22 protein-coding genes are annotated in these 22,251 nt (G+C 72.0%); 7 read left to right on the forward strand and 15 right to left on the reverse strand.

Going from position 1 to position 22,251, the window contains the following annotated elements:
• Positions 1-6: 6 nt before the first annotated feature.
• The 3 genes from BUB75_RS03810 to ku form a co-directional block, all read right to left on the reverse strand.
• Positions 7-411, reverse strand: coding sequence for a ChaB family protein (locus tag BUB75_RS03810; RefSeq protein ID WP_073252758.1), 405 nt, complete (start codon positions 409-411; stop codon positions 7-9).
• Positions 412-494: 83 nt separating this feature from the next.
• The gene (locus tag BUB75_RS03815) at positions 495-905 is read right to left on the reverse strand and encodes an STAS domain-containing protein (protein WP_084740187.1); all 411 of its coding nucleotides are present in this window, start codon (positions 903-905) and stop codon (positions 495-497) included.
• Positions 906-1,001: 96 nt separating this feature from the next.
• Entirely contained in the window at positions 1,002-2,003 is a 1,002-nt protein-coding gene (gene ku, locus BUB75_RS03820) for a non-homologous end joining protein Ku (RefSeq protein WP_073251397.1), read from the reverse strand.
• Positions 2,004-2,084: 81 nt separating this feature from the next.
• On the opposite strand from ku, the gene ligD reads away from it, so the two are divergent.
• Entirely contained in the window at positions 2,085-3,026 is a 942-nt protein-coding gene (gene ligD / locus BUB75_RS03825; RefSeq protein WP_073251400.1) for a non-homologous end-joining DNA ligase, read from the forward strand.
• Between the two features lie 255 nt (positions 3,027-3,281).
• Positions 3,282-4,454 carry a SpoIIE family protein phosphatase gene (locus BUB75_RS03830; protein WP_073251402.1) on the forward strand — a complete coding sequence of 391 codons (1,173 nt, stop codon included), beginning with the start codon at positions 3,282-3,284 and terminating at the stop codon, positions 4,452-4,454.
• Between the two features lie 128 nt (positions 4,455-4,582).
• Here the strand turns inward: BUB75_RS03830 and BUB75_RS03835 are convergent, their stop codons facing one another.
• From BUB75_RS03835 to BUB75_RS03845, 3 genes are all read right to left on the reverse strand, one after another.
• Positions 4,583-5,008, reverse strand: coding sequence for an STAS domain-containing protein (locus BUB75_RS03835; protein WP_084740188.1), 426 nt, complete (start codon positions 5,006-5,008; stop codon positions 4,583-4,585).
• Between the two features lie 150 nt (positions 5,009-5,158).
• On the reverse strand, positions 5,159-5,956 hold the full coding sequence (locus BUB75_RS03840; RefSeq protein ID WP_073251404.1) for a site-2 protease family protein: 798 nt from the start codon (positions 5,954-5,956) through the stop codon (positions 5,159-5,161).
• Between the two features lie 184 nt (positions 5,957-6,140).
• Positions 6,141-7,595 (reverse strand): MFS transporter, encoded by a 1,455-nt coding sequence (locus tag BUB75_RS03845; protein ID WP_073251406.1) that lies wholly within the window; start codon positions 7,593-7,595, stop codon positions 6,141-6,143.
• Between the two features lie 230 nt (positions 7,596-7,825).
• On the opposite strand from BUB75_RS03845, the gene BUB75_RS03850 reads away from it, so the two are divergent.
• Together BUB75_RS03850 and BUB75_RS44810 are read left to right on the forward strand one after the other, a co-directional pair.
• Positions 7,826-9,364: an ATP-dependent DNA ligase gene (locus BUB75_RS03850; protein ID WP_073251408.1), complete on the forward strand. Its 1,539-nt coding sequence runs from the start codon at positions 7,826-7,828 to the stop codon at positions 9,362-9,364.
• A gap of 346 nt (positions 9,365-9,710) precedes the next feature.
• Entirely contained in the window at positions 9,711-9,923 is a 213-nt protein-coding gene (locus BUB75_RS44810; protein ID WP_143175009.1) for a hypothetical protein, read from the forward strand.
• Here BUB75_RS44810 and BUB75_RS03855 read toward each other — a convergent pair.
• Positions 9,873-11,177 carry a coiled-coil domain-containing protein gene (locus BUB75_RS03855; protein ID WP_143175010.1) on the reverse strand — a complete coding sequence of 435 codons (1,305 nt, stop codon included), beginning with the start codon at positions 11,175-11,177 and terminating at the stop codon, positions 9,873-9,875. The two genes, BUB75_RS44810 and BUB75_RS03855, sit on opposite strands and share 51 nt — an antisense overlap.
• Before the next feature lie 244 nt (positions 11,178-11,421).
• Positions 11,422-11,772, reverse strand: coding sequence for a hypothetical protein (locus BUB75_RS03860; protein WP_073251412.1), 351 nt, complete (start codon positions 11,770-11,772; stop codon positions 11,422-11,424).
• A 50-nt stretch (positions 11,773-11,822) separates the two neighbouring features.
• On the opposite strand from BUB75_RS03860, the gene BUB75_RS03865 reads away from it, so the two are divergent.
• Positions 11,823-12,521 (forward strand): hypothetical protein, encoded by a 699-nt coding sequence (locus BUB75_RS03865; RefSeq protein ID WP_073251414.1) that lies wholly within the window; start codon positions 11,823-11,825, stop codon positions 12,519-12,521.
• Positions 12,522-12,683: 162 nt separating this feature from the next.
• Here BUB75_RS03865 and BUB75_RS03870 read toward each other — a convergent pair whose 3' ends face one another.
• The 4 genes from BUB75_RS03870 to BUB75_RS03885 all read right to left on the reverse strand — a co-directional run bounded on the left by BUB75_RS03870 (position 12,684) and on the right by BUB75_RS03885 (position 17,572).
• The gene (locus BUB75_RS03870) at positions 12,684-13,124 is read right to left on the reverse strand and encodes a hypothetical protein (protein WP_073251416.1); all 441 of its coding nucleotides are present in this window, start codon (positions 13,122-13,124) and stop codon (positions 12,684-12,686) included.
• 342 nt (positions 13,125-13,466) lie between these two features.
• Positions 13,467-15,641: a sensor histidine kinase gene (locus BUB75_RS03875; protein ID WP_084740190.1), complete on the reverse strand. Its 2,175-nt coding sequence runs from the start codon at positions 15,639-15,641 to the stop codon at positions 13,467-13,469.
• Positions 15,642-15,691: 50 nt separating this feature from the next.
• Positions 15,692-16,921 (reverse strand): cation:proton antiporter, encoded by a 1,230-nt coding sequence (locus BUB75_RS03880; RefSeq protein WP_073251418.1) that lies wholly within the window; start codon positions 16,919-16,921, stop codon positions 15,692-15,694.
• A 159-nt stretch (positions 16,922-17,080) separates the two neighbouring features.
• Positions 17,081-17,572 (reverse strand): cation:proton antiporter regulatory subunit, encoded by a 492-nt coding sequence (locus BUB75_RS03885; protein ID WP_073251420.1) that lies wholly within the window; start codon positions 17,570-17,572, stop codon positions 17,081-17,083.
• 116 nt (positions 17,573-17,688) lie between these two features.
• Here BUB75_RS03885 and BUB75_RS03890 point away from each other — a divergent pair, with 116 nt between their 5' ends.
• A complete protein-coding gene (locus BUB75_RS03890; RefSeq protein ID WP_073251422.1) occupies positions 17,689-18,243 on the forward strand; it encodes a methylated-DNA--[protein]-cysteine S-methyltransferase in 555 nt (184 codons plus the stop codon).
• A 5-nt stretch (positions 18,244-18,248) separates the two neighbouring features.
• Here the strand turns inward: BUB75_RS03890 and BUB75_RS48055 are convergent, their stop codons facing one another.
• Positions 18,249-18,383 carry a hypothetical protein gene (locus tag BUB75_RS48055; RefSeq protein WP_281248278.1) on the reverse strand — a complete coding sequence of 45 codons (135 nt, stop codon included), beginning with the start codon at positions 18,381-18,383 and terminating at the stop codon, positions 18,249-18,251.
• Positions 18,384-18,455: 72 nt separating this feature from the next.
• Positions 18,456-19,436 carry an LLM class F420-dependent oxidoreductase gene (locus BUB75_RS03895; RefSeq protein ID WP_073251424.1) on the reverse strand — a complete coding sequence of 327 codons (981 nt, stop codon included), beginning with the start codon at positions 19,434-19,436 and terminating at the stop codon, positions 18,456-18,458.
• 63 nt (positions 19,437-19,499) lie between these two features.
• On the opposite strand from BUB75_RS03895, the gene BUB75_RS03900 reads away from it, so the two are divergent.
• Positions 19,500-21,344: a sensor histidine kinase gene (locus BUB75_RS03900; RefSeq protein WP_084740192.1), complete on the forward strand. Its 1,845-nt coding sequence runs from the start codon at positions 19,500-19,502 to the stop codon at positions 21,342-21,344.
• Positions 21,345-21,347: 3 nt separating this feature from the next.
• Here BUB75_RS03900 and BUB75_RS03905 read toward each other — a convergent pair whose 3' ends face one another.
• Positions 21,348-22,175: a serine hydrolase gene (locus BUB75_RS03905; protein WP_084740193.1), complete on the reverse strand. Its 828-nt coding sequence runs from the start codon at positions 22,173-22,175 to the stop codon at positions 21,348-21,350.
• Positions 22,176-22,251 lie beyond the last annotated feature (76 nt).

The following is a 22,251-nucleotide window of genomic DNA, read 5'->3' on the forward strand; positions in this document are numbered from 1 at the left end:
CCGCCGCTACGTGCGCGCGGCCGCGGTCTTCTTGCGGTTCGCCTTCTTGATCGCCTCGACGAGCTCGCTCTTGGTCATCGTCGAGCGGCCCCGGATGTCCAGCGAACGGGCGACGTCCTGCAGGTGGGACTTGGACGCGTTGGCGTCCACACCCTCCGCGGTCTTGCCGCCGCGGCGCGCCGCGGCGCCGCTCTTCGCCGCCTGCTTGTCGGACGGGCCCTTGCGGTCCTTCGGCTCCCAGTGGTCGCCGACCTTCTCGAACGAGTGCTTCAGCGAGTCGAACGCGGTGCGATGCGCCCGCTCACCCTCGCCGTACTGCTCGACGGCGGAGTCGTGCGTCTTCACCCACGTGTCCTGCGCCTTCTTCGGAGAGCGCTTCAGCGTGGACGGCATTTCCTCGCGGCCGGGCATCAGTACCTCCTCGGGGGCGGTTTCGTCGTCGACGATCACGGGGTTCCCGTGCCGCCGGTGACGAAACCGCCCGAGAGAAAGGCTCAGCTCCCGACCGGCGGCAGGTCGGCGAACGACTCGTGGAAGTCGAGGACCTGGTCCAGACCGGTCAGGGTCAGGGGACGACTGACCGTGCGGTTCGCGCACACCAGCCGGAACTTCGTACCGACCGACTCGGCCTGCTGCGACAGCTCGACCAGCACGCCCAGCCCGTTCGAGCCGAGGAACGTCACCGCATCGAGATCCAGCACGACGTCCGAGCCGGGCACGGCCACAACGGGGGTCAGGGCGTCGCGGAGCCGGGGCGCGGTGAGCATGTCGATCTCGCCGCCGACCCGAACTACCTGTCGCCCGTCGTCCGTCGGCGGTACTTGCTCCACCGACAGCACCGCGTCCGTCGCGTCACCGAGCGCACCGGTCCGTTCTGGGGCCGCCGAACCAGCGGGGTCGACCATTACGTACTCCCTCCATCGCTGCCACTGAACCCTAGCCCGGACGGCCCAACGCCGCGTGGGTGGCCGGAAGGCACGAGGGAGTAAACCGCATTGCTGTCAGGCTGTCTTGCGCTGGCTTGTGCCCTTCGTGGTGGTTCGTGCAGCGGTTTTGGCGGGAGCCTTCTTGGCCGCCGTCTTCGTCGACGTTTTCTTCGCCGTGGTCTTCTTCGCGGCCGACGAGCTGCTGGACGCCGTGGCTTTCTTCGGTGCCGCCTTGCGGGGCGCGCTCTTCTTCGCCGGCGTGCTCTTCGCCGCCGGGCGCGTCTCGCCGACCGCCTCGCCGCGAGCTCGTTTGGCCTCCGCGACGCTCGCTTCCAGCGCCGCCATCAGGTCCAGCACCGCGCCACCGCCCTCAGCCGGTGCCTCCGGCTGGGTGACCTCGTGGCCCTGGATCTTGGCGTCCACGACCTCGCGGAGCGCCACCGCGTAGTCGTCGCTGAACTCGTCCATGTCCAGGTCGCCGGTGAGCGTCTGGATGTACGACTCGGCCATCTGCATCTCCTGGGCCCGGACCGTGATGTCCGAATCCGGAGCCAGCTCGGCCGGGTCGCGGATCTCGTCCGGCCAGAGCATCGTCTGCAGCAGCAGGACCTCGCCGTAGGGGCGCAGCAGGGCCAGCGCTTCGCGCTGCCGCAGCGCGACCTTCACCAGCGCGACCGTGCCCGCTCGTTCCAGCGCCTCGCGCAGCAGCACGTAGGGCTTCGCGCCGGGCCCGTCGGCCTGCAGGAAGTACCCCTTGGACAGGTACAGGCCGTCGACCTGCTCGGACGGGACGAACTTCTGGACGTCGATGTTGCGGCCGGACGCGATCGGCAGCTTTTCGAAGTCCTCGTCGTCGAGGACCACGACCTGCCCGTCCGGGAGCTCGTACCCCTTGGCGATCTCGCTGTAAGGCACCTCGACGTCCTCGGCCTCACAGACCCGGCGGTACCGGATCCGTCCGCCGTCCGCGGCGTGGACCTGGCGGAGCTGGACGTCGTGCTGCTCGGTTGCGGAAAAAAGTTTGATCGGGATCGTGACGAGCCCGAACGACACGACGCCCTTCCAGATCGCACGCATGGCCGGTGCCCCCTGTGGTTGCTCTCGACGGGACTACTCTGCGATTACCGCCGGGGGGAAGTCCAGCGTGGAGGTGTCGGCGTGGCGAGTGCATCGGCGAACACGACGGTCGCGGTTGCCGGACGTCAACTCTCCCTGTCGAACCTTTCCAAGATTCTCTACCCGGAGACCGGGACGACGAAAGGTGAGGTGATCGACTATTACTCCCGAGTCGCGCCCGTTCTGTTGCCGCATCTGGCCGGTCGTCCGCTCTCGTTGAAGCGGTACCCCGACGGAGTCGCCGGGCAGGGCTTCTTCGCGAAGAACGTGCCGAACGGTGCGCCCGACTGGGTCCGCACCGAGCGTCTCCCCGCTCCGGGCAGCACCAAGAACCGGGACGAGATCGACTACCTGGTCCTCCCGGAGGACGAGGGTGACGCGCTGGCCACGCTGGTCTGGATGGCCAACCTGGCCGCGCTCGAGCTGCACGTCCCGCAGTGGCAAGTCGGCCCGCGCGGTGGTGTCCGTGGCACTGACCTGCTGGTCTTCGACCTCGACCCGGGTGCACCCGCCACCGTCGTCGAGTGCTCCGCCGTCGCACTGCGGCTCCGTGAGGTTTTGGACGCCGACGGGCTGCACGCCGTGGCCAAGACGTCCGGATCGAAGGGCATGCAGGTCTACGCGGCGATCAAGCCGGTCGACCCGGGCCGCACGTCGGACTACGCGAAGGCGGTCGCTCAGCAGCTGGAGAAGGAGGATCCGCAGAACGTCACGTCGGTGATGCGACGGGCACTGCGGCCGGGCAAGGTCTTCATCGACTGGAGTCAGAACAACACCGCGAAGACCACGGTCGCGCCGTACTCGCTGCGCGCCCGCCCGGCGCCCACCGTGTCCACCCCGCTGTACTGGGACGAAGTGGCCGCGTGCCGCCGTCCAGAGGAGCTGGTGTTCCCGTTCGACGCGGTGCTCGCGCGCGCCGCCGACGACGGTGATCTGTTTGCCGAACTGTTGACCGACGACCGCCCGGCGCTACCGCGGCGATGATCGGGTGAACGGTCGGTCTTGCACGTCGGGTCCCGGCGAGGATAATCCGAGCCGTCGTCCGTCCGTCACGATGTGGTCACGGGGGGCGAACGAGGCTCCCGGCCCGTTCCGCGCACAGGCGGGGAGTTCCGGCAGGACTTTCGCGCGAGCCGATTAGGCTTGGCGGGAACCGGAGGTCGGCGTGAGAACACGCTCGGTACAGGAGGAGACCCTGACCATGACCGTTGGCGAGTTGAGCGTGCGCGGAGTGCGATCGTGACGTCGATCGAAACGGCGGCCGCGCTTGACCAGCCCGCACCGTCCGACGGCGATCTCGTGATCGAGCGGAGGGCCCCGGACCCGCGTGCCTGGTGCGAGGCGCTGCCCGCGGCAGCCGGCCGCACGATCCTGATCTCGGGACGCGTGCTGTCGGACGGTTCGCCGGAGGGCGCCGCCGTCGCGGAGCGCCTCGCCGGGCCGCTGCGAATGGCTGCCCGCGCGATGGCCCGCGTCGACCTCGCGCCTGCCGAGGCGCTCGGATACCTCGACAGCCTGGTGGCCGAGTGGGAGGAACCGTTCCGCGCACGCCTGCTGTACGGCGTCTTCGACCCGGTCGACGGCGCGTTCTGCTTCGCCCAGGCCGGGCACCCGGCGCCGGTGATCTGCCCGGTCAAGGGCGCGACGGTGGCTCCGCCCGCCCCCGACGGTGGCCCGCTCGGCGGCTTCGTGAGCGTCAGCGCGTCCTACGGCGAGCAGACCGTGGCGATCCCGCCGGGCGGCAGCGTGGTGCTCGCGCTCCCGGCCGAACTCGCGGACGACGTGGCGTTCGCCACCGGAGGCTTCGCGATCGACGCTGACGTGGTGTCTACGGCGCCGTCCGTCGATGGTGTGGCGCCCGCGCTGGCCGTGGCGCTGGACGGCGTCAGCGACCCGGTGGCGGCCGCGGAGGCGGCACTGGAGAGCGGGCCGGGCGGTACCGTCCTGGCCGCCGGGTGGCCGACCGGCCTGACGGTCGGGCCGGTCCGGGTGATCGAGCTGGAGCTCGGCGAGGGGGAGGACCCGACCCGCCGGGCGCGGGCCTTCTGCTACGGCGTGCTGAGCACGTGGCAGCTGACGCCGCTGGTGCGGGACGACATCGTGCTGGCGGTGTCCGAGCTGGTCGCGAACGCGCTGCTGTATGGCGGTGCGGCGGAGCAGCTGCGGCTACGTCGCTCGGCGAACCGGATCGTCATCGAGGTGTTCGACCGGGAACCGGCGATGCCCCGGCCGCGGATCGCGGACGCGGATGCCGAGAGCGGCCGCGGGCTGTTCCTGGTGCGCCGGGTGGCGGCGCGGTGGGGAGCGCGTGCGGTGCCGGGTGGCAAGGCGGTGTGGGCGGAGTTCGACCTCACGGCACCCCGCTCCGAAGACGAGGAAACCCCCGACCCGGTCGAAGCCGCCGCAGGCTGAGTGCACGGCCCGCCGAGGACGAGGCTGACGGCCGCGCGCAAGGCCTTGAGACCACAGCAAGGTCCAGGCGGCCTTGCGCGCGGACGCCAGCCTCGCCCTCGGCGGGCTCCAGGTCCGTAGAAGCAGACCTAAGGGCGGTTGGGGCTCAGACCAAGGGCTTCTTCGGCCTGCTCGATGGTGTCGACCAGAGGGACGACGCGGTCGACGCCGGTGAGGCGGAACACCCGGGAGACGATTCCGGGCACGGTCACGACGTGCAGCGACCCGTCGCGGTCGCGGAGTCGCTTGTGGTCGCTCACCAGGATGCCCAGTCCGGTGGAGTCGAGAAAGGTGACTTCGCGCAGATCGACGACGTGCCGGTGCTTGCGCTGTTCGACCAGTTCGTGGAGCGGCTCGCGCAGTTGCGAGCCGGTGGTGACGTCGACCTCTCCGGCGACGGTGACCAGTGCGTAGTGCTCGCGGTCGTCGACGGTGACCCGCAGCCGGCCGAAGCTCTCCGGCTTGGACCGAGTGGCGCTACGCGCCCCGACGGCCCGACCCTGACGCTCACGCATGGAACCCGACCTTCCTCGTACGGCTCGGTGCATCTGTGCTGTCGCACTTCCGGTCGGTCACGCGGGCAGTCTAGTCGCGTAACGGACGGTCATCACGCCTCCCTTATCTTTCTCTCAGTACACTCAGATTTCGATCCCAGGTTGGAGGCTTTACCCCAACCAGAACCGGAACAGGCTCTGGCCGTAGTCGGCGAGCCAGCCCGGTACCCCGAGCAGTTCCAAGAACCACAGCACGATCGTGAAGAACGCCCGGTTCACCGGCGGAATGAACAGCAGAACGAACAACAGCAGCACCGCGTACGGCGCGATCGGCGCGACCTTCCGCAGGATCTTGTTCGACAGGTACGGCTCGATCACCCCGAATCCGTCCAGCCCCGGGACCGGCAGCGAGTTCAGCACTGCGGCGGTGACCTGCAGGAACGTCAGGAACGCCACCGCGGCCCAGAACTCGACGTGGACGGCGTCGGAAGAGCCCCACCCGGCGAGCGCGATCGCGAGCACGGCCGCGAACACCACGTTGGTCAGCGGACCGGCCAGCGAGACCAGGCTGTTGGCCAGCCGGCTGCGCAGGTACCGGCGGTCGACGAACACCGCGCCTCCGGGCAGGCCGATGCCGCCCAGCAGGACGAAGAGCAGCGGCAGCAGGATGCTGTACACGAAGTGCGTGTACTTGAGCGGGTCCAGCGTCAGGTAGCCGCGTTCGGCCACCGACCGGTCACCGCCCTGGTAGGCGACCACCGCGTGCGCGAACTCGTGCAGGCAGAGCGAGACCACCCAGCCGGCCGCGACGAACAGGAACGCGAACAAGCCGGCCGAGCCGTAGCCGGTCCAGAGCGCCCACCCGGACACCACGGTGGTCAGCACCAGCCCGACGAAGAGCGGACTCGGCCACCGGCTCGCCGTGGACTCCCGGCGCTGGCGTACCGGTTCTCCGGTCGCTTCCGTCACAGTTCTCCGATCCTCCTACCGATCCGTCCATCCTGCCTCGCGCGCGCAGGTTCTGCCGGGCGGCTGACGCGGTGGCCCCCGGACCGGGGTCTTGACGGGCCCTTCGGACAACGAACGGGGGCGGCCACCGGGTGCCCGGTGGCCGCCCCCGAAACCGTTCTGGACGCTGATTTACCTTGTCTTTTTACGTGCCGTCCGTGGGTCGGGTGGCGGGGGTGCCGGCGGCCGCGTCGGCCACCCGCGTCTTCACGATGCCCAGCGGCTTCGCGATCGATTCCAGCGACTTCCGTTCGGCGTCCACACCGAGGTAGAACGCGACCAGACCGCCGACGATCATCAGGCAGGCACCCAGCAGGTAACCGCCGAACAGCGGTCCGCGGCTCTCGCCGTCGCCGATCAGCGCACCGAACAGCGCCGGCGCGATGACACCACCGCAGAACTGGGAGATCGCGAAGAAGAACGCGATCGCCTGGCTCCGCAGCTCCAGCGGGAAGATCTCGCTGACCGTGAGGTAGCCGGAAGAGGCCGCCGCCGACGCGATGAAGAAGATCACGCACCAGAGGATCGTCTGGGTCACCGCGGTCAGGACGTCGGCGTAGAACAGGTAACCGGTGATCGCCAGCAGGATGCCGGAGCTCACGTAGGTACCGCCGATCATCTTCCGCCGTCCGACCGTGTCGAAGAACGGGCCGAGCACCAGCGGACCGATCAGGTTGCCGATCGCGAACGGGAAGAAGAAGTACGGGATCGTCCCGCTGTCCACGTCGTAGAACGTCCCCAGCACCAGCGCGTAGGTGAAGAAGATCGCGTTGTAGAGGAACGACTGCGTGGTCATCAGCGCGAACCCGAGGATCGACCGGCTCCGGTACTGCTTGAACATGATCCGGGCGATCTGCCGGTAGGTGACCGGGGGATGCGGTTTGACTTCGCTGGCCTCGGACTCCGGGACCGGCGTGACCTCCTTGCCGCTCGCCCGGACACGCGCCTCGATCTCATCGACCGTGCGTTCGGCCTCCTCGGCCTTGCCATGGGTCATCATCCAGCGAGGGCTCTCCGGGATGTGGCGCCGGAGCGGCCAGATCGCCAGACCGATCAGCGGGCCGAGGAAGAACCCGAGCCGCCATCCGATGTTGTCGGAGAAGATGTCCGGGTGGAGGAAGACGATCTGTGCGGCTGACGCCAGCGCGGCGCCGCCCCAGTACGTGCCGCTGATCGCCAGGTCGACGCGGCCGCGGTAATGCGAAGGGATCAACTCGTCGATCGCTGAGTGGATCGCCGCGTACTCACCGCCGATGCCCATACCGGCAAGGAATCGGAACAGCAGGAACTCGTAGAACGTGAACGAGAAACCGGTCAGGCCGCTGGCGACGAGATAGAGCGTCAGCGTGATCAGGAACAGTTTCCGACGCCCGAGCCGGTCGGCTAACCGGCCGAACCAGAGCGCGCCGACGACCTCGCCGAACAGGTAGACCGATGCGGAGATCGTCACCTGCTGGGCACTCAGGCCGAGCGTGCCGTCCTCGGTGAGCTTGTCGGCGACCGTGGACGCGATCTGGATCTCGAGCCCGTCGAGGATCCAGGTGACGCCGAGCGAAATGACGACCAGCCAATGGAAACGGGACCATGGCAAGCGGTCCATCCGGGCTGGTACCAAACTCCGGAATGTTCTTTCGGATTGCGGTGCGCTGGCCGCTTCAGTTGACGTCATTGTCCACCTCCCCATGGAACTGGGAGTTGGCCTACCCAACTGAACTTCTCGTGAATCCTGGGGTGCCGGGAGGCGCCACCCGCCGTATGCGGGTCACCGAAGCGAAGTCGCGCGAGCGCGTGGGCGGGCCGAACTGTCGGTGTGGGGAGTGACAATGGGCCATGCTTCTCGCCGACATCGCCGCGACCGGGCGTGACGTCGCCGCGGTCAGCTCACGCAAGGCCAAGGTCGAGCGGCTGGCCGCGTGCCTCAAGCAGCTCTCCGACGACGAGGTGGTGCCCGGCGTCGCCTGGCTCTGCGGTGAGCTGCGGCAGCGGCAGATCGGTGTCGGCTGGGCCGCGCTCCGCGACTTGCCCGACGTCGCCGCCGAGGACCCGACGCTCACGGTGACGGCCGTGGACGCCACGTTCGCGGAGATCGGCGCGCTCGCGGGGCCCGGCTCGCAGGCCGCCCGCCGGGCGGCGCTCGCGGCACTGTTCGCCCGTGCCACCGGGCCCGAGCAGGCGTTCCTCCGCGCGCTCCTGGTCGGCGAGGTCCGTCAGGGCGCGCTGGCCGGCGTCATGGCGGACGCCGTCGCGGCCGCCACCGGCCTGCCGCTCACCGCGCTGCGCAGAGCCGTGCTGCTCCGTGGCGACCTGCGGGTAGTGGCCGAGACCGCGCTCCGCGACGGTGCCGAGGGGCTGGCGGCGTTCCGATTGCAGGTCGGGCGTCCACTGGCGCCGATGCTCGCCCAGCCCGCCGAAGATCTGGCCGACGCGCTGACCCGATCCGGCCCGGCCGCGGTCGAGGAGAAGCTGGACGGCGCCAGGGTTCAGGTCCACCGCGACGGCTCCGACGTCCTTGTCGTCACCCGGAGCCTGGACGACATCACGGCCCGGGTGCCCGAGGTCGTGGAGGCCGCGCTCGCGCTCCCCGTGCGCACGGCGGTGCTCGACGGGGAGGCGATCGCGCTCCGGCCGGACGGGCGCCCGCAGCCGTTCCAAGTCACCGCGTCCCGAGTGGGCAGCCGGGCGGACGTAGCGAAGGCGAGGGCCGCCACGCCGCTCTCCGCGGTGCTCTTCGACGCGCTGCACCTCGACGGCCAGGACCTCCTCGACGGACCGGCCGCCGATCGGTTCGCCGCACTGAGCGCGGTGGCTCCCGCCGAGAGCATCGTGCGCAGGGTCGCGGTGCCCGAGGAGGACGCTGCGGAGTTCCTGGCCGCGACCCTGCGCCGGGGGCACGAAGGCGTCGTCGTGAAGTCGCTGGCCAGCCCTTATGCGGCGGGAAGGCGCGGCGGCGGCTGGTGGAAGGTCAAGCCGCGGCACACGCTCGACCTGGTCGTGCTGGCGGCGGAGTGGGGCCACGGGCGGCGTCGCGGATGGCTCTCCAATCTGCACCTGGGTGCCCGCGATCCGTCCGGCCTGGTGGGTGACGCGGGTGGCTTCGTCATGCTCGGCAAAACGTTCAAGGGCATGACCGACGCGATGCTGAAGTGGCAGACCGAGTTTCTGCTCGAACGCGCGGTGAGCCGCGACGCGTACACCGTCTACGTGCGACCGGAACTGGTGGTCGAGATCGCGTTCGACGGGGTGCAGACCAGCCCGCGCTATCCGGGCGGTGTGACGCTGCGGTTCGCCCGGGTGAAGGGCTACCGCACCGACAAACGGGTCGACGAGACCGACACGCTCGAGGCCGTGCGAGCGCTGCACGTCTCGTAGGCGGCGATGACGCGGGGGAGAGTGGACCCGCTTGGGCGCGTTATAGCTGGCCCAAGCGGGTCCGCTCTCACGGCAGCGGTGTTCCGCCCAGGATCTGGGCGTGCGGTCTCGAAATGCGGGCAGGTAGGTCCGAAACCCGCTGGACGCCGCCCGGTTCGTCGCCCGAGTCCCGTTTGCGAGTAGGCGCGCCGCGCATGGATGTCCCGCGGTGGGTGCGTACACCCCCATCCCGGGTCAACCATTCACCGCCCACCCGCAGATCGCGTGATCGCCGGACACGCGGGCAGCGGTCAGTACGCGGGCTGCCGGGCCGGCGATCCGTGCGGACGATCGGCGCACGGGCGGTGTGGACACTGCACCCCGCTCCGCGCGTTCCCACAGCGCGGCGCGGAGTGCGGCGTCACTGGGTGGTGCGGAGGGCGGCGTCGCGTTCGGCGCGGCGCGGAGTGCGGCGTCGCTGGGTGGTGCGGAGGGCGGCGTCGCGTTCGGCGCGGCGCGGAGTGCGGCGTCACTGGGTGGTGCGGAGGGCGGCGTCGCGTTCGGCCCGGTATTCGGCTAGTCGCTCCGAGTAGGACGCGCGGAGGTCGGCGAGCCGCTGTTCGGCGTGTTCGGCCGCCGCGGCCAGCTGGGCACGGGCGGCGTCCCGCTCGGCGGCGGCCGTGGCCAGTTCGGTGCGGACCGCGGCCAACTCGGCCCTGGTCGACTCGACCGCGGCGTCCGCGACGTCGCGGCGGCGTTCCGCCTCGTCCCGGACCGCGGCGGCGCGGGCGTTCTCGGCGGTGACCCGGGCGACTTCGCGGTCGGCGTCGGCGCGGGCCTCGGAAGCGGCATCCCGCTCGGCGTCAGCGCGCGCAGCCCGACGTTCGGCGTCTGTAGCTCGGCGTTCGGCGTCGCTGGCTCGGCGGTCAGCGTCCGCGGCCTGGCGCTCCGCGTCTGCGGCGCGGCGGTCGGCCTCCTGGGCTCGGCGGTCGGCGTCGCGTTGGGCGGTGGTTGCTTCTTCGGCGCGGGTGACGGCGCCGTCGAGGTCGGCGCGGAGGCGGTCGAGCTGATCGCGCAGCAGGGCCAGCGCCTGCTCGGCGTGCCCAGTGCGTTCCTCGGCGAGCGCGCTGCGGCGCTCGGCGTCGGCGGCTGCGGCGCGCTGTGCGTCGGCGTCGCGCTCGGCGGCGTCGGTCTGGGCGCGGTGCCTGCTCTCGGCGGCCTGCGCGGCTGCGGCCCGCTCGTCGGCGTTGGCACGTTCGATCTCGGCCTGCTCCAGCGCCAGCTGTACCGACGCGAGTTCACCGGTGAGTTCGTCGACCCGCGCCAGGGCGGCGTCGCGGGCCGTCTCGGCCTGCCTTCGGGCAGCGCGCACCTCGCTCGCGGCGTGTTCGATCTGCAGCGCCCGCGCCTCGGCGGCGGCCACCGCAGCGTCGGCGGCGGCGCGGACCGCGGTGACCTCGGTGGCCATCGCGGCCGGGTCGCGGCCGGTCGCCAGGTCGGACAGGACACGTTCGCCGAGGTCGCGGAGGTCGGTCGCGGCGGCGGCGAACCGCTCGATCGCGCGCTCCATCCGTGCGCCCGCGGCGGTGACCGGACGGTCGCCGGGAGTGGGGTGGGCGTGACCGCCGTCGGCGGGTTGCTCGGCCGCCTGGTCGAGCGCGCGCCGCCGTCGCTCCGCGAACGCGGCGGCCCGGTTGTGCCCCGGATCGGCGCAGTACTCGGGCGCGCGTCCCGGCCCGGAGGCGGGCGCCGCCGGCCGGTCGCACCCCGGATACCGGCACGGACGCGCCCCGGCCGCCCGGGACACCCCGGTCTCAGCGGAGGCCCCAGCCACAGGCACCCCGACCGAGGACGTTCCGGCCGCGGGTGTCCCGGTGGCGGGCGCGCCAGCGCCGGACGGTTGGGCCGCGGGCGTCCCGGCAGTGGACGCTTGGGTCGCGGGTGTCCGGGTGACGGGCGCGGCGCCGGACGCTCCGGTCGCGGATGTCCCAGCGGCGGTCAGGGGTGTCTTGGACGCAGCGGGTTGGGCCGCGCGGGCCGCGGGGACGGACGTGCGGCCGTCGGGAGTGTCCACGGGCTCAGGGCGCCCGGTGGCTGCCGCCGGCCCGATCGCGCAGCGTCCGCACGCGACCGGCGACTGCACGGAATGCGGTGCGTCCGCGTTCCACGGCCGCGGTGCGCACCGCGGCCACGCGGCCTGTCTCGGCGTGCGGTGACGGGGCCACTACGTTGCGGCTCAGTCCGAGGCCCGGGGTGGCGTCGTCGGCCGTCGATTCGCGGGACGCCGCGTCGTCGATCCGGCTATGCAGGCGCGCGCGGATCTCGTCCGGCGTGTACGCGCGCCGTCGACGCTCTGACCGCGCAACCGCGACCCCGGTCGCCGCGACGCCGGCCAGGCCGGCGAGACCCACCACTTTCCACCAACGCATCTTAAATGTCCCCGTCCTGCACGTGGTCGCCGCGTGACTAGGCTATCGGCATGCCCGGCAACCGGATGACCCTGACCGAGGCGGTCGAGCAGACTCGCACCGGCGATCTCTGGCTCTTCCGGGGGCGCACGGTCGCTGACCGGGCAATTCAGACACTCACTAACAGCCCGGTCAACCATGTCGGCATGGCGGTGACGATCGACGACATGCCGCCGCTGATGTGGCACGCCGAGCTGGGCCGCTCGCTGCCCGACGTGTGGGCCGGGACGCACCTGCGTGGCGTCCAATTGCACCTGCTCGCCGACGCGGTGCAGGTCTGGGGCAACCGGTACGGGCAGCGGGCCTGGCTGCGGCAGCTCGAGGCGCCGGTCAACCGCGAGATGGAGGACGCGGTCCTGCGCACGATCGCCCGGCTCGACGGCACGCCGTTCCCGTCGACGGCAGGGCTGGCCGGACGCTGGGCACGCGGACGGAGCAGGCAGCGCGTCCGCTCGTTGCGCGAGGCGGCGCGCACGGCGTTCGGCGCCTCCCGGGACACAGGAGACGCCGCGCTCCGGCTGGACAACGCGCTCGAATCGGCCTATTGCGCCGAGGTCGTCGCGCTGACCTACCAGGCCATGGGCCTGCTTCCGGCGAACCGGCCGTCCGACTCGTACGACCCGGGCAGCTTCTGGAGCGGAGACAAGCTCGATCTCCAGCTCGGAGCGCGCCTCGGCGACGAGATCGAGGTCGTCCTGCCCGACCAGTGACCGACAGCCCAGAGGTCCGACCCAGAGGTCAGCGACCCAGGGCCAGAGCATGCCTAGGTCAGCGACCCAGAGGTCAGCGACCCAGCGGCCAGTGCGCCCAGGTCAGCGACCCAGAGGTCAGCGACCCAGGGGCCAGTGCGCCTAGGTCAGTGAGCCCAGAGGTCAGCGCCGCCGGGAGACGTGGAGCACGGTGCCGTCGGCGCCGGTGACCACGGTGAGGCCGGCACCGGAGAACCGGGTGCGATCGGGGTTGTCCTGCTCGGGCGCGACCCGGGACGGTGCCGCGAGGACGTTCGCCACCTCGGCGTCCGTGATACCGAAGTCGGTGGCGGAGCGCCGCGCACCGCGGGTCATCTTCACCCCGCCCGCGCCGTCGGCGCTTGCGGTGGGTGCGTGCGACCCGGCTGAGCGGGGGTTGCGAGTGCCACCGGCCGCACGGCCGGAGTTGCGGCGGCGTTGGCCGCCGTCCCGCGCAGTGTCGCGGCCACCGACGGCCCGGCCCGGCGCGGCATCGCGTCGGCGCTGGGTGGGCGGTGTGTCGGTGTACCCGGCGGAGTCGTCGCCGTCGACGGACGGAGCGCTCGGCGGGGCGAGGAACAGCATGGCAGGAGCTGCGGGCGGTGCAGACGAGCGTGAGGGCATAACGTCCCTTCTGGTCGACGCGTCGGTGCGCTGGCGTGCCACGGCCGTGCCCCGGATCAAAGGGAGCAGGGCGGTTTTGGCGTCTCGAGGACGGCCAGCGCGCCGTCTCATAGGGTTCGAGGCCTCATCGGGACCTCGGGGTTGCCAGGGTCAGTGTCGCCTCGAGTCAGGGTCGCCGACGGTGGCACCCAGCACTGTTGAACAGCCACCCGACACCCACCATACCCGCAACGACGCGGTTCCGCTGGGGTGTGAACGGCGGTCGAGCCGGTGAGCGCCCGCAGTCGGAGTGAGGCAGGTCACTCAGCTACGGACGCCGACCAGGTCGGGGGCCTCGGCGTCGGCGGACCGGGCGCCGGTGCTCATCGGCAGCGTGAACCAGACGAGCGTGCCGCCGCCGGGGTTGTCGACCGCGCCGATCGTCCCGCCGTGGCGCTCGACGATGCGGTGGCAGATCGCGAGCCCGAGACCGGCACCGGGGGAGCCGCGGAAGATCCTGGCGTGCTGCCCCGACGGGATGCCGATCCCGTGGTCGGCGATCTCGATCCGCACCCAGTTGTCCTCCCCGGGTACCGGTCGCGCCCGGACGGCGATCCGCGGCGCCTCGTCCGGTGGGGTGTAGGTGACCGCGTTGCCGAGGAGGTGGGTCAGCAGCCGGCGGAGCAGCGCACCGTCGGCGCGCACGGTCGGCAGCGGACGCACGACGACGTGCGGCGGGTTCGTTCTCTCCGGCCGCAGTACCGCGGGAAAGACGTCGCTCACCAGCGCGTTGAGGTCGACGTCGCCGAGCTGCAGCGTGGCGTCGCGGGCCGCGGCGTAGGTCAGCAGATCGTCGATCAGCCGGCGCATCCGGTCGGCGCCGGTCCGGACCCGGGCCAGGTGGCCGAGCGCCGTCGTCACGCCGCGGGGCTGCCGCCCGAGCGTCCGGATCTCGGCCAGGTCGTCCTCCGCCAGGTCCAGGTAGCCGACCAGCGTGGCCAGCGGCGCCTGCAGGTCCTGTGCGGCGAGGCCGGCGAACGCCGCCAGGTCGGCCTCGCAGGCCCGCAGCGCGGTGACGTCCCTGGCGACCGCCAGCGCTCCGCGCCGGTCCGGCCCGAGGTCGAGCGGCTGCGCCGAAACCCGCACGCGGACGCCGTCCGGCCGCGCGGCGTTGCGGATGACGAACTCGTCCGTGCAGGCGGTGCCTTCCAGCGCCCGGCGCAGCGGCAGCTGCTCGGCGGGGTACGGCGTGACACCGTCCACCCGGTAGAGGCCGTAGTGCTGCTGCCGCTCGTCCGGACCGGCGGTCGCCGGAACCGCGAGCGTCGCCTGGGCGGACGGGTTGAGCATGACGAGCGACCCGTCCGCGTCGGCGACCGCGATGCCGTCCTCGACGCCGTGGAGCACGGCATGGAGCAGCGCGGCCTGCTGCCGGGCGGACCGCTCGGTGTGGCGCAGCTCCGCGGTGACGGCGGCGACCTGAGCGCGGGCGCGGGCCCGGCCACCGGCCAGCCCGTACACCAGCAGCGCGAGCAGGATGCTCACCGCGACGCCGGTGACCAGCGCGATCTCGTCCAGATGAACGTCGATACCGAACAGGGTGGCAGCGGAGCTGCCGGACCGGAGCCGCAGCTGCCAGGCCTGCCGGCCGACCGCGAGGCGGGCCGTCCGCACCACGGCTGACCCGTCGTCGTCGCGAAGGGCGACCGTGCCGAGCCGGGCGGTGCGCCCGCCGGTGCCGGTCGCGGTGAGCGAGATCCCGGCCAGACCCTGCGACGCGTCGCGCAGCGTCGTCTCGAGGAAGTCGCGGCCATGCAGAGCGAGGTGCACCCAGCCGACGAACCGGCGTGTCGCGGTCGTCGACCGGTAGATCGGGGCGACCAGCGCGACCGAGGTCTGACGCCGGGCGGCGGGCAGGTTCCGGTCGGGGAGCAGCACGTGGGCGTCGGTGACCACCAGGTCGCCGGAGACCCGGGCGGCCTCCAGCGCGGCCACCGCCTCGGGCGCTGCCGCGAGGTCGAGCCCGACCTGGGGTGTGGTGCCGCCCCAGCGGCGGTCGAGCACTGCGAAGTAGTGCTTCGGAGCGTCCGGTACCGCGGTCAGGTCGGCCCGCCAGGCGCGCTGCACCGCGGACACCTGCGCGGTGGTCGCGGGGACGACGACGCTCAGCCCGGCGGCCCCCGCGAGCGTCGCGTCGGGCACCACCGCGGCGAACCGGCTCTCGTCGAGGGTCTCCAGCGCGCCGAGGGACGCCGCGAGCTGCCGCGCGGTGTCGGTGTACCGGCGGATCTCCGCCGCGACCGCGGTCCGGGCGAGCGTGCTCTGCCGGTCCATCGCCCGGTCGACACCGTGCCGCTCGACGTCCCGCAGCCCCTCGGCCAGCAGTACCGAGAGCGCGACCCCCAGCACCGCGACGGTCGCTGCGAGCAGCGTCCCCCGGGTGCGCTCCCCACCGGCGCGCCGGTGCATCCCGCTCTGCTCGTCGGTGGGCGACGTCATGACGCCGATTGTGTCGTTTAAGTCCCCTTATGGGAACTTTCTCGCCGCGGTCAGTCGACGGCAGGCTGCGGGGTCGGCCCGACGATCGACGCCGATGACTCCTCCCGGCGGCGGACGAACAGCCGACGCGAGGGCCGCTTCGACCGGTCGAGGTCCGACAGCCGGGCCAGCAGCGGACCGGACACGACGGTGATCAGCACGTACGCGGTGGCGAGGGCACCCAGCTCCGGGTCGACCCCCGCCGCGACGGCCAGGCCCGCGATGACGATCGAGAACTCGCCGCGCGGCATCAGCGCGAGCCCGGCACGCAGACGACCCTTCGAACCGATCCCGGCGCGGCGGGCGGCGTACCAGCCGGTCAGCACCTTCGTCCCCATCGTGACGACCGCCAGGGCGAGCGCGGGCAGCAGCACCGGCGGGATCGTCTCCGGGTCGGTGGACAGCCCGAAGAACACGAAGAAGACCGCGGCGAACAGGTCGCGCAACGGGCTGAGAAGCGCGTTCGCCGAGTGTGCGACCTCGCCGGAGAGCGCGATGCCGACCAGGAACGCGCCGACGGCGGCCGACACCTGCAGTTCGGACGCGATGCCCGCGACCAGCAGCGTCAGGCCCAGGACGCCCAGCAGCAGCGCCTCCGCGTCTTCGGCGGAGACCAGCTTGGTGATCCAGTGGCCGAACCGCAGCGCCATGACCAGCACGATCGCGACCGTGCCGAGTGCGATCCCGAGGACCACCGACCCCTTCGCGAACCCGACGCCGGCCAGCAGCGCGGTGAGGATCGGCAGGTAGAGCGCCATCGCCAGGTCCTCGATCACGAGGACGCTCAGCACGGTCGGCGTCTCCCGGTTACCGAGGCGGCCGAGGTCGGCGAGCGTCTTGGCGATGACGCCGGACGACGAGACCCAGGTGACGCCGGCCAGCGCGACCGCGCCCACCGGGCCCCAGCCGAGCGCCAGCGCCAGCACCGCACCCGGGACCGCGTTGAGCAACGCGTCCACGACGCCGGCCGGAGCCGCCGCGCGGACGTTCGACACCAGCTCGGACGCGGAGTACTCCAGGCCCAGCGTGACCAGCAGCAGGACGACGCCGATCTCGGCGCCGACCTCGATGAATCCCTCGCTGGCCGACAGCGGCACCAGCCCACCGTGGCCGAACGCCAGACCCGCGAGGAGGTAGAGCGGGATGGGGCTGAGCCCGATCCGCCGTCCGGCGCGACCCAACAGGGCCAGCGCCAGCAGAATCCCGCCGACCTCGATCAACAGCGTCGCGGAGGAATGCACCGGCCTCCCTCGTCCTGCTCAGTCCGCTTCTGTCATTTCCGGGCCCCCGGGCCACGGCACAGCACGCCGCCACCGCGTGGGTGCAGCTCACCGCCGGACCGGCACGGTCCGGTGTCTTCCTGGCGGTCGCCGCCCGGCGGCGCCGCGTAAAACTGCTGCTCAGGCCTCGCCGCGGAGGATCGCGGCGACGCCGTCGATACCGTCTCGGGTTCCGACCACGACCATCATGTCGCCCGGAGCGAATACGAACGACGGCCCCGGTGACGCAACGACTTCGGCCTGCCGCAGCACGGCGACGATCGAGGCGCCGGTTCGCGTCCGGGCCTGCGTGTCGCCGAGCGGACGGCCGGCGAACGCCGAGCCTTCCAGGACCGGCAGTTGCTCAGTGAGGACGCCGGTCACCTGCTGCTGGAGCTCGGCGAGGTGCCGGACCAGCTGCGGTGCACCGAGGAGCTCCGCGAGCGCGTTGGCCTCGTCGCCGTTCAACGGGATTGTGTCGCTCGCGGCGTCCGGGTCGTCCACGTCGTAGACCACCAGTTCGCGGTGACCATCGCGGTGCGTGAGCACGCCGATGCGGCGGCCCTTCCGAGTCACTACGTCCTGGCAGACGCCGATCCCGGGGAGGGCCCGCTGCTCTACCCGCGCACTCATCCTGGTCCTCCGGCTCATAACCCCCGGCCCCCCGAGTCGTCCGACCAACCCTAACCTGTTCGATCCGGCCGCTGAGCAGGGAGCGTCTTGTCGGACCCGGGAGATACCGTGCCGGGGTGACGGTTGAACCTCCAGCTGAGGACGAGACGCGGGCGACCGTGGAACTCTCCACGCCGATCGGGCCACTCGGTGTGGTCGTGACCCGGCGGGGCGTGCTGGCGGTCGGGCTCGACGGCCTGCCCGGCGCGGAGTCGGCGGCCGAGGCCCTCGAGCTACGGCCGGGCGCGCTGCCGGCGGCGGTGGAGCGCGTGCGGGCGGAGTTCGGCGCCTACTTCGACGGTCGGCTGCGCCGTTTCTCGTTGCCGATCGACTGGCGGCTGAGCAGCGGATACGCCAGGGAGGTGCGGGAGAAGCTGTACGCGACCGTCGGCTACGGCGAGACGATCAGCTACGGCGGGTTGGCGCGGCGGGTCAACGACACCGAGGTGGAGGGCGAATTCGGGGCCGCGCGTGCGGTGGGGCGGGCGATGGCGACGAACCCGGTGCCGGTGATCGTGCCGTGTCACCGGGTGCTGGCCGCCGACGGCAGCCTGCACGGGTTCGGTGGCGGCCTGGAGATGAAGCGGCGCCTGCTGGCCCTGGAAGGAGCGGTCCCCGACACCCTGTTCTGACCGCGTTACGCCTCGCCGAGTAGCTGCCGCAGATCGACGAGAACGGTGCCCACTCCGAACGACGGTTCCGCCGAAGCCGGTAGATCGGTGTCATCGAGCCCCAGCTGGGCCACGTGGCGGTACGTCCGGTACGAACTCATCGCGGCGCGGTCGCCGGGACTGCGGCCTCCAGCAGGTTGGCAAGCCGGTGGCAGATTGCTGGTGAGGGCGGGTCAGGCCGGGGACACGGCTCGGATCGCGGCCAGCACGCCCTCGGGGGTGCCGATGTCCGGCGTCGGCAGCAGCGCCGCCACCGGGGTCGTGACGCCCGCGTCGACGTACGCGCGCAGGTGCGCCCGGCACTCGTCCGGGGTCCCGTGCACGACCAGTGCGTCCACCACCTCGTCCGGGATCGCGGCGTTGGCCGCCGCCCGGTCGCCGGCCTCCCACGCGTCCCACATCGGGCCGAGCGCGTCGCCGCGCCCGAGCCACTCGTGGAACGCCCGGTAGGCGGGCACGGTCAGGTACGAGCTGATCAACCGCCGGGCCAGCACGCCGACGAACTGCCGGTCGGTGGTCGGGCAGACGAAGATCCGGGCCGCGACCTCCTTCTCGGCGGTGCCCAGCTCCGCGACGGCCTTCGGCACGTCGGTGACGGCCAGCCAGTTGAGGATCGCGCCGTCCGCCTCCTGCCCGGCGAGCCGGAGCATCCCGGGGCGCAGCGCCGCGAGCAGGATCGGTGGCTGCTGCTCGGGCACCCGCTGCAGCCGGAAGCCGCGCACGGTGAACGTCTCGTAGGCCTCGTCGATCTTCTCGCCGGCCAGCGCCCGGCGGAGGAACCGCAGGGTGTCGCGGACGCGCTGGTACGGCTGCTCGAACGGCAGCCCGTTCCACGACTCGACGATCGCCGGCGACGACGCCCCGAGGCCCAGCGCGAACCGGCCGGGGGCGGCGTCGGCGAGGGCGGCGGTGCTCATCGCCAGCAGCGCCGGGCCGCGGGTCTGCGCGGGTGCGATCGCGGTGCCCAGCCGCAGCGTCGGGGACCACGAGGAGAACAGCGCGAGCGGGGTGAACGCGTCGGCGCCGGCGGTCTCGGCCGACCAGACGTCGGTGAAACCGAGTTCGGCCACCGCGTCGATCAGCGGGCGGTGTCGGTGCAGCGGGACGCCGTCGAGCGGCAGCGTGAGGCCCCAGCGGGGGACGAGGGTCGGCACCGCGCGACCGTAGCAGGGGTCCGTCGCACTGCTTTGGCACCTATATTTCGTTAAGCTCCTATTATGTCCGTATACCCGGCTGTAGCCGGACGACATGCGCGGCTGCCGCACTGGGCGTCGCTGCCCGTCGTCGTGGGAGTGGTCGGGCTGAGCGTCGCACTGCTGATCACCGGCGTTCTGCACCAGGCTGAGCAGCGACGGGCCGTGGCCCTGCTCGACCGGCAGGCGACGGAGATCGAGGCCGCGGTGACCGCGGAGTCCAACCGGTACGTCGACACGCTGACCGACCTGACCGCCGCGATCGGCGCGCAAACCAGCCTGACCCCGGCGGACTTCGCCGCGATCATGTCCGGGCTCAGCGCGGAGCGGCTCTACGGTGCCTCGGCGGTGTCGCTGGTCATGCCGTCCGCGGGCGCCGAACTACCGGACCTCGCCGAGGAGTGGAACCCGGACGAGCGGGCCGACGCGCTGGTACCGGACCTACTCGCGCTACCGCACCGGTTCGTCGTCCTCAACCGCACGTTGGACGGATCCGCCGCGCGGATCGGCCGCGACGCGGCCGCGATCGCGCCCGCACGGGAGGCGATGGACCTGGCCGTCCAGCGCGGGCAGCCGACCGCCAGCCGGACGTACGTGCTCAGCAAGGACGTCGAGCTGGTGCCCGCCGCCCAGCGGCAGCTGTCGTTCGTCGTCACCGCGCCGGTCCGGTCGGCGGGCAACGCGGGCGACGGAGAGCTGCGGGGCTGGCTGGTGATGGGCCTTCGCGGCCAGGATTTCCTCGAACGGACGCTGCGGCGCGCGGCGGCCGGGCAGGTGCAGGTCGAGCTGAGCGACGTCGACGGTTCGGCCGTCCGGCGCGTCGCCGGCTGGCCGCGGCGGCAGTCGAGCCTGGTCCCCGAGGGTGGGATCGCCGGTCGCGCGGAGGCCGCGGAGCGGATCGGGATCACCCCCTCGCCGAGCTGGCGGACCGCCGGGGTCGAGCACCGGTGGGTGGAGGTCGCCGGACGGACCTGGCTGCTCTCGGTAGCTCCGGTCGACGGGTACATCCAACCGGACAGCACGCTGGACAGCGTCGTCCTGTTCGCCGGGACCGTGATCGCGCTCCTGCTCGCCGCGCTGGTCGGCGTCCTCACCCGGTCGCGCGACCGAGCGCTGGCCGACGTCGAGCGTGCGACCGCCGCACTGCGGGCCGACGTCGCCCGGCGCGAGGAGGTCGAGCTCGAGCTACGACGCCGGGAACGGGAACTGGCCGGGTTCGCCGGTGTCGCCGCGCACGACCTGAGGTCACCGCTGACCGCGGCGTCGGCCTACCTCGAGGTGCTGGCCGACGACGAGAGCGACCGGCTGGACACCCAAGGGCAGGAGTTCCTCGGCCGGGCCCGTTCGGCGGTGGCCCGCACCGACCGGATGCTCACGGACCTGCTCGAGTACGCCACCGCCGAGAACAAGGAGCTGAACCGCGCCCACGTGGACCTCGCCGTGCTGGCCGCCGACGTGATCGCCGAGCGGACCGACCGGTTGGAGCCCGATCCGTACCGGGTGACGCTCGGTGAGCTGCCGGTGGTCTCCGGCGATCGGGGCATGCTCTGCCAGGTCCTCGACAACCTGATCGGCAACGCGCTGAAGTACACCGCGCCGGGCCGACCGCCTCGGGTCGCGGTGGGCTCGCGCCGGATCGAGGGCGGCTGGCGGATCGAGGTCGCCGACCGCGGGATCGGCATCCCGTTCGTCGAGCGCGAGGGTGTGTTCGACGCGTTCCACCGGGGTGATGGGAGCGCGGGGTTCTCCGGCAGCGGTCTGGGGCTCGCGATCTGCCGCCGGATCGTCGAACGACATGGCGGGACGATCGGCATCGACGACAACCCCGAGGGAGGCAGCGTGTTCTGGTTCACGCTGCCCGATGCCTAGCCCTCACAGCCCTCGGAACAGCATGCGGTTGACCTGGGACGTGGTCTCGACGCCGCTGGCGTAGCTGCCGCGGGAGCGCTGGTCGGCCATCACCGCCACCAGGTACCGCTGGCGGCGGCCGACGAACCCGGCCGAGTTGATCACCCACCCCGCGCGGTACCGGAACCACCCGTTCTTGTTGCCCCGCACCCAACCGGATCCGGCCGCCCACACTCCCCACTGCTGGTTGCCCGCGACACCGCGCATCCGCGCGATCAGGTACTGCCGCACGTCGCTCGGCGCCTCCCGCACCACGTACCGGGTCAACCGGCGCAGGTCCGCCGCGGTCGTCTTCATCGCACCCCAGTGCCGGGCGAGGCCGGGCACGAAGCCGGTGTCGGTCATCCCGTAGTCCTGCCAGCGCGCGACCATCGACGCGCCACCGTAGCGGCGCCAGAGCTGGTTCGCCGCGCCGTTGTTGCTGGCCACCAGCGACGTGTAGAGCCACCGCCAGTCGTTGGTGGACAGCCGTACCTCACCCCGGTGCCTGCGCATCAGGATGTCCAGCGCGATCGCGAGCTTCGCGGTCGAGGCGGCGTAGATCTTGCGATCGGCGTACTCGTTCCGCCAGACCCGGTTCCGCCAGCCGTCCGAGACGGCGAGCCCGGTGTAGCCGGGACGGGTGGCGAGGTAGGCGTTCACGCGCTCGAGCCGGGCGGCGAAGTCGCAGTCGAAGCCGGTGGCCTCGTCGACGCACCCGGCGGCGCGGGCCACGTGGTCGGCCGCCGGCGTCAGGAACCACCCCCCGACCAGCGCCGTGACGAGAAGACAGATCGACAGCCGTACGCGCACGGTCCCCTCCGGTGCCCGGTGGATCCTTGAAAGTGACACTAATACCTATTCGTTACGATTCTGAGGACCGCTCGCG

The organism is Cryptosporangium aurantiacum (assembly GCF_900143005.1).
Classification (GTDB): domain Bacteria; phylum Actinomycetota; class Actinomycetes; order Mycobacteriales; family Cryptosporangiaceae; genus Cryptosporangium; species Cryptosporangium aurantiacum.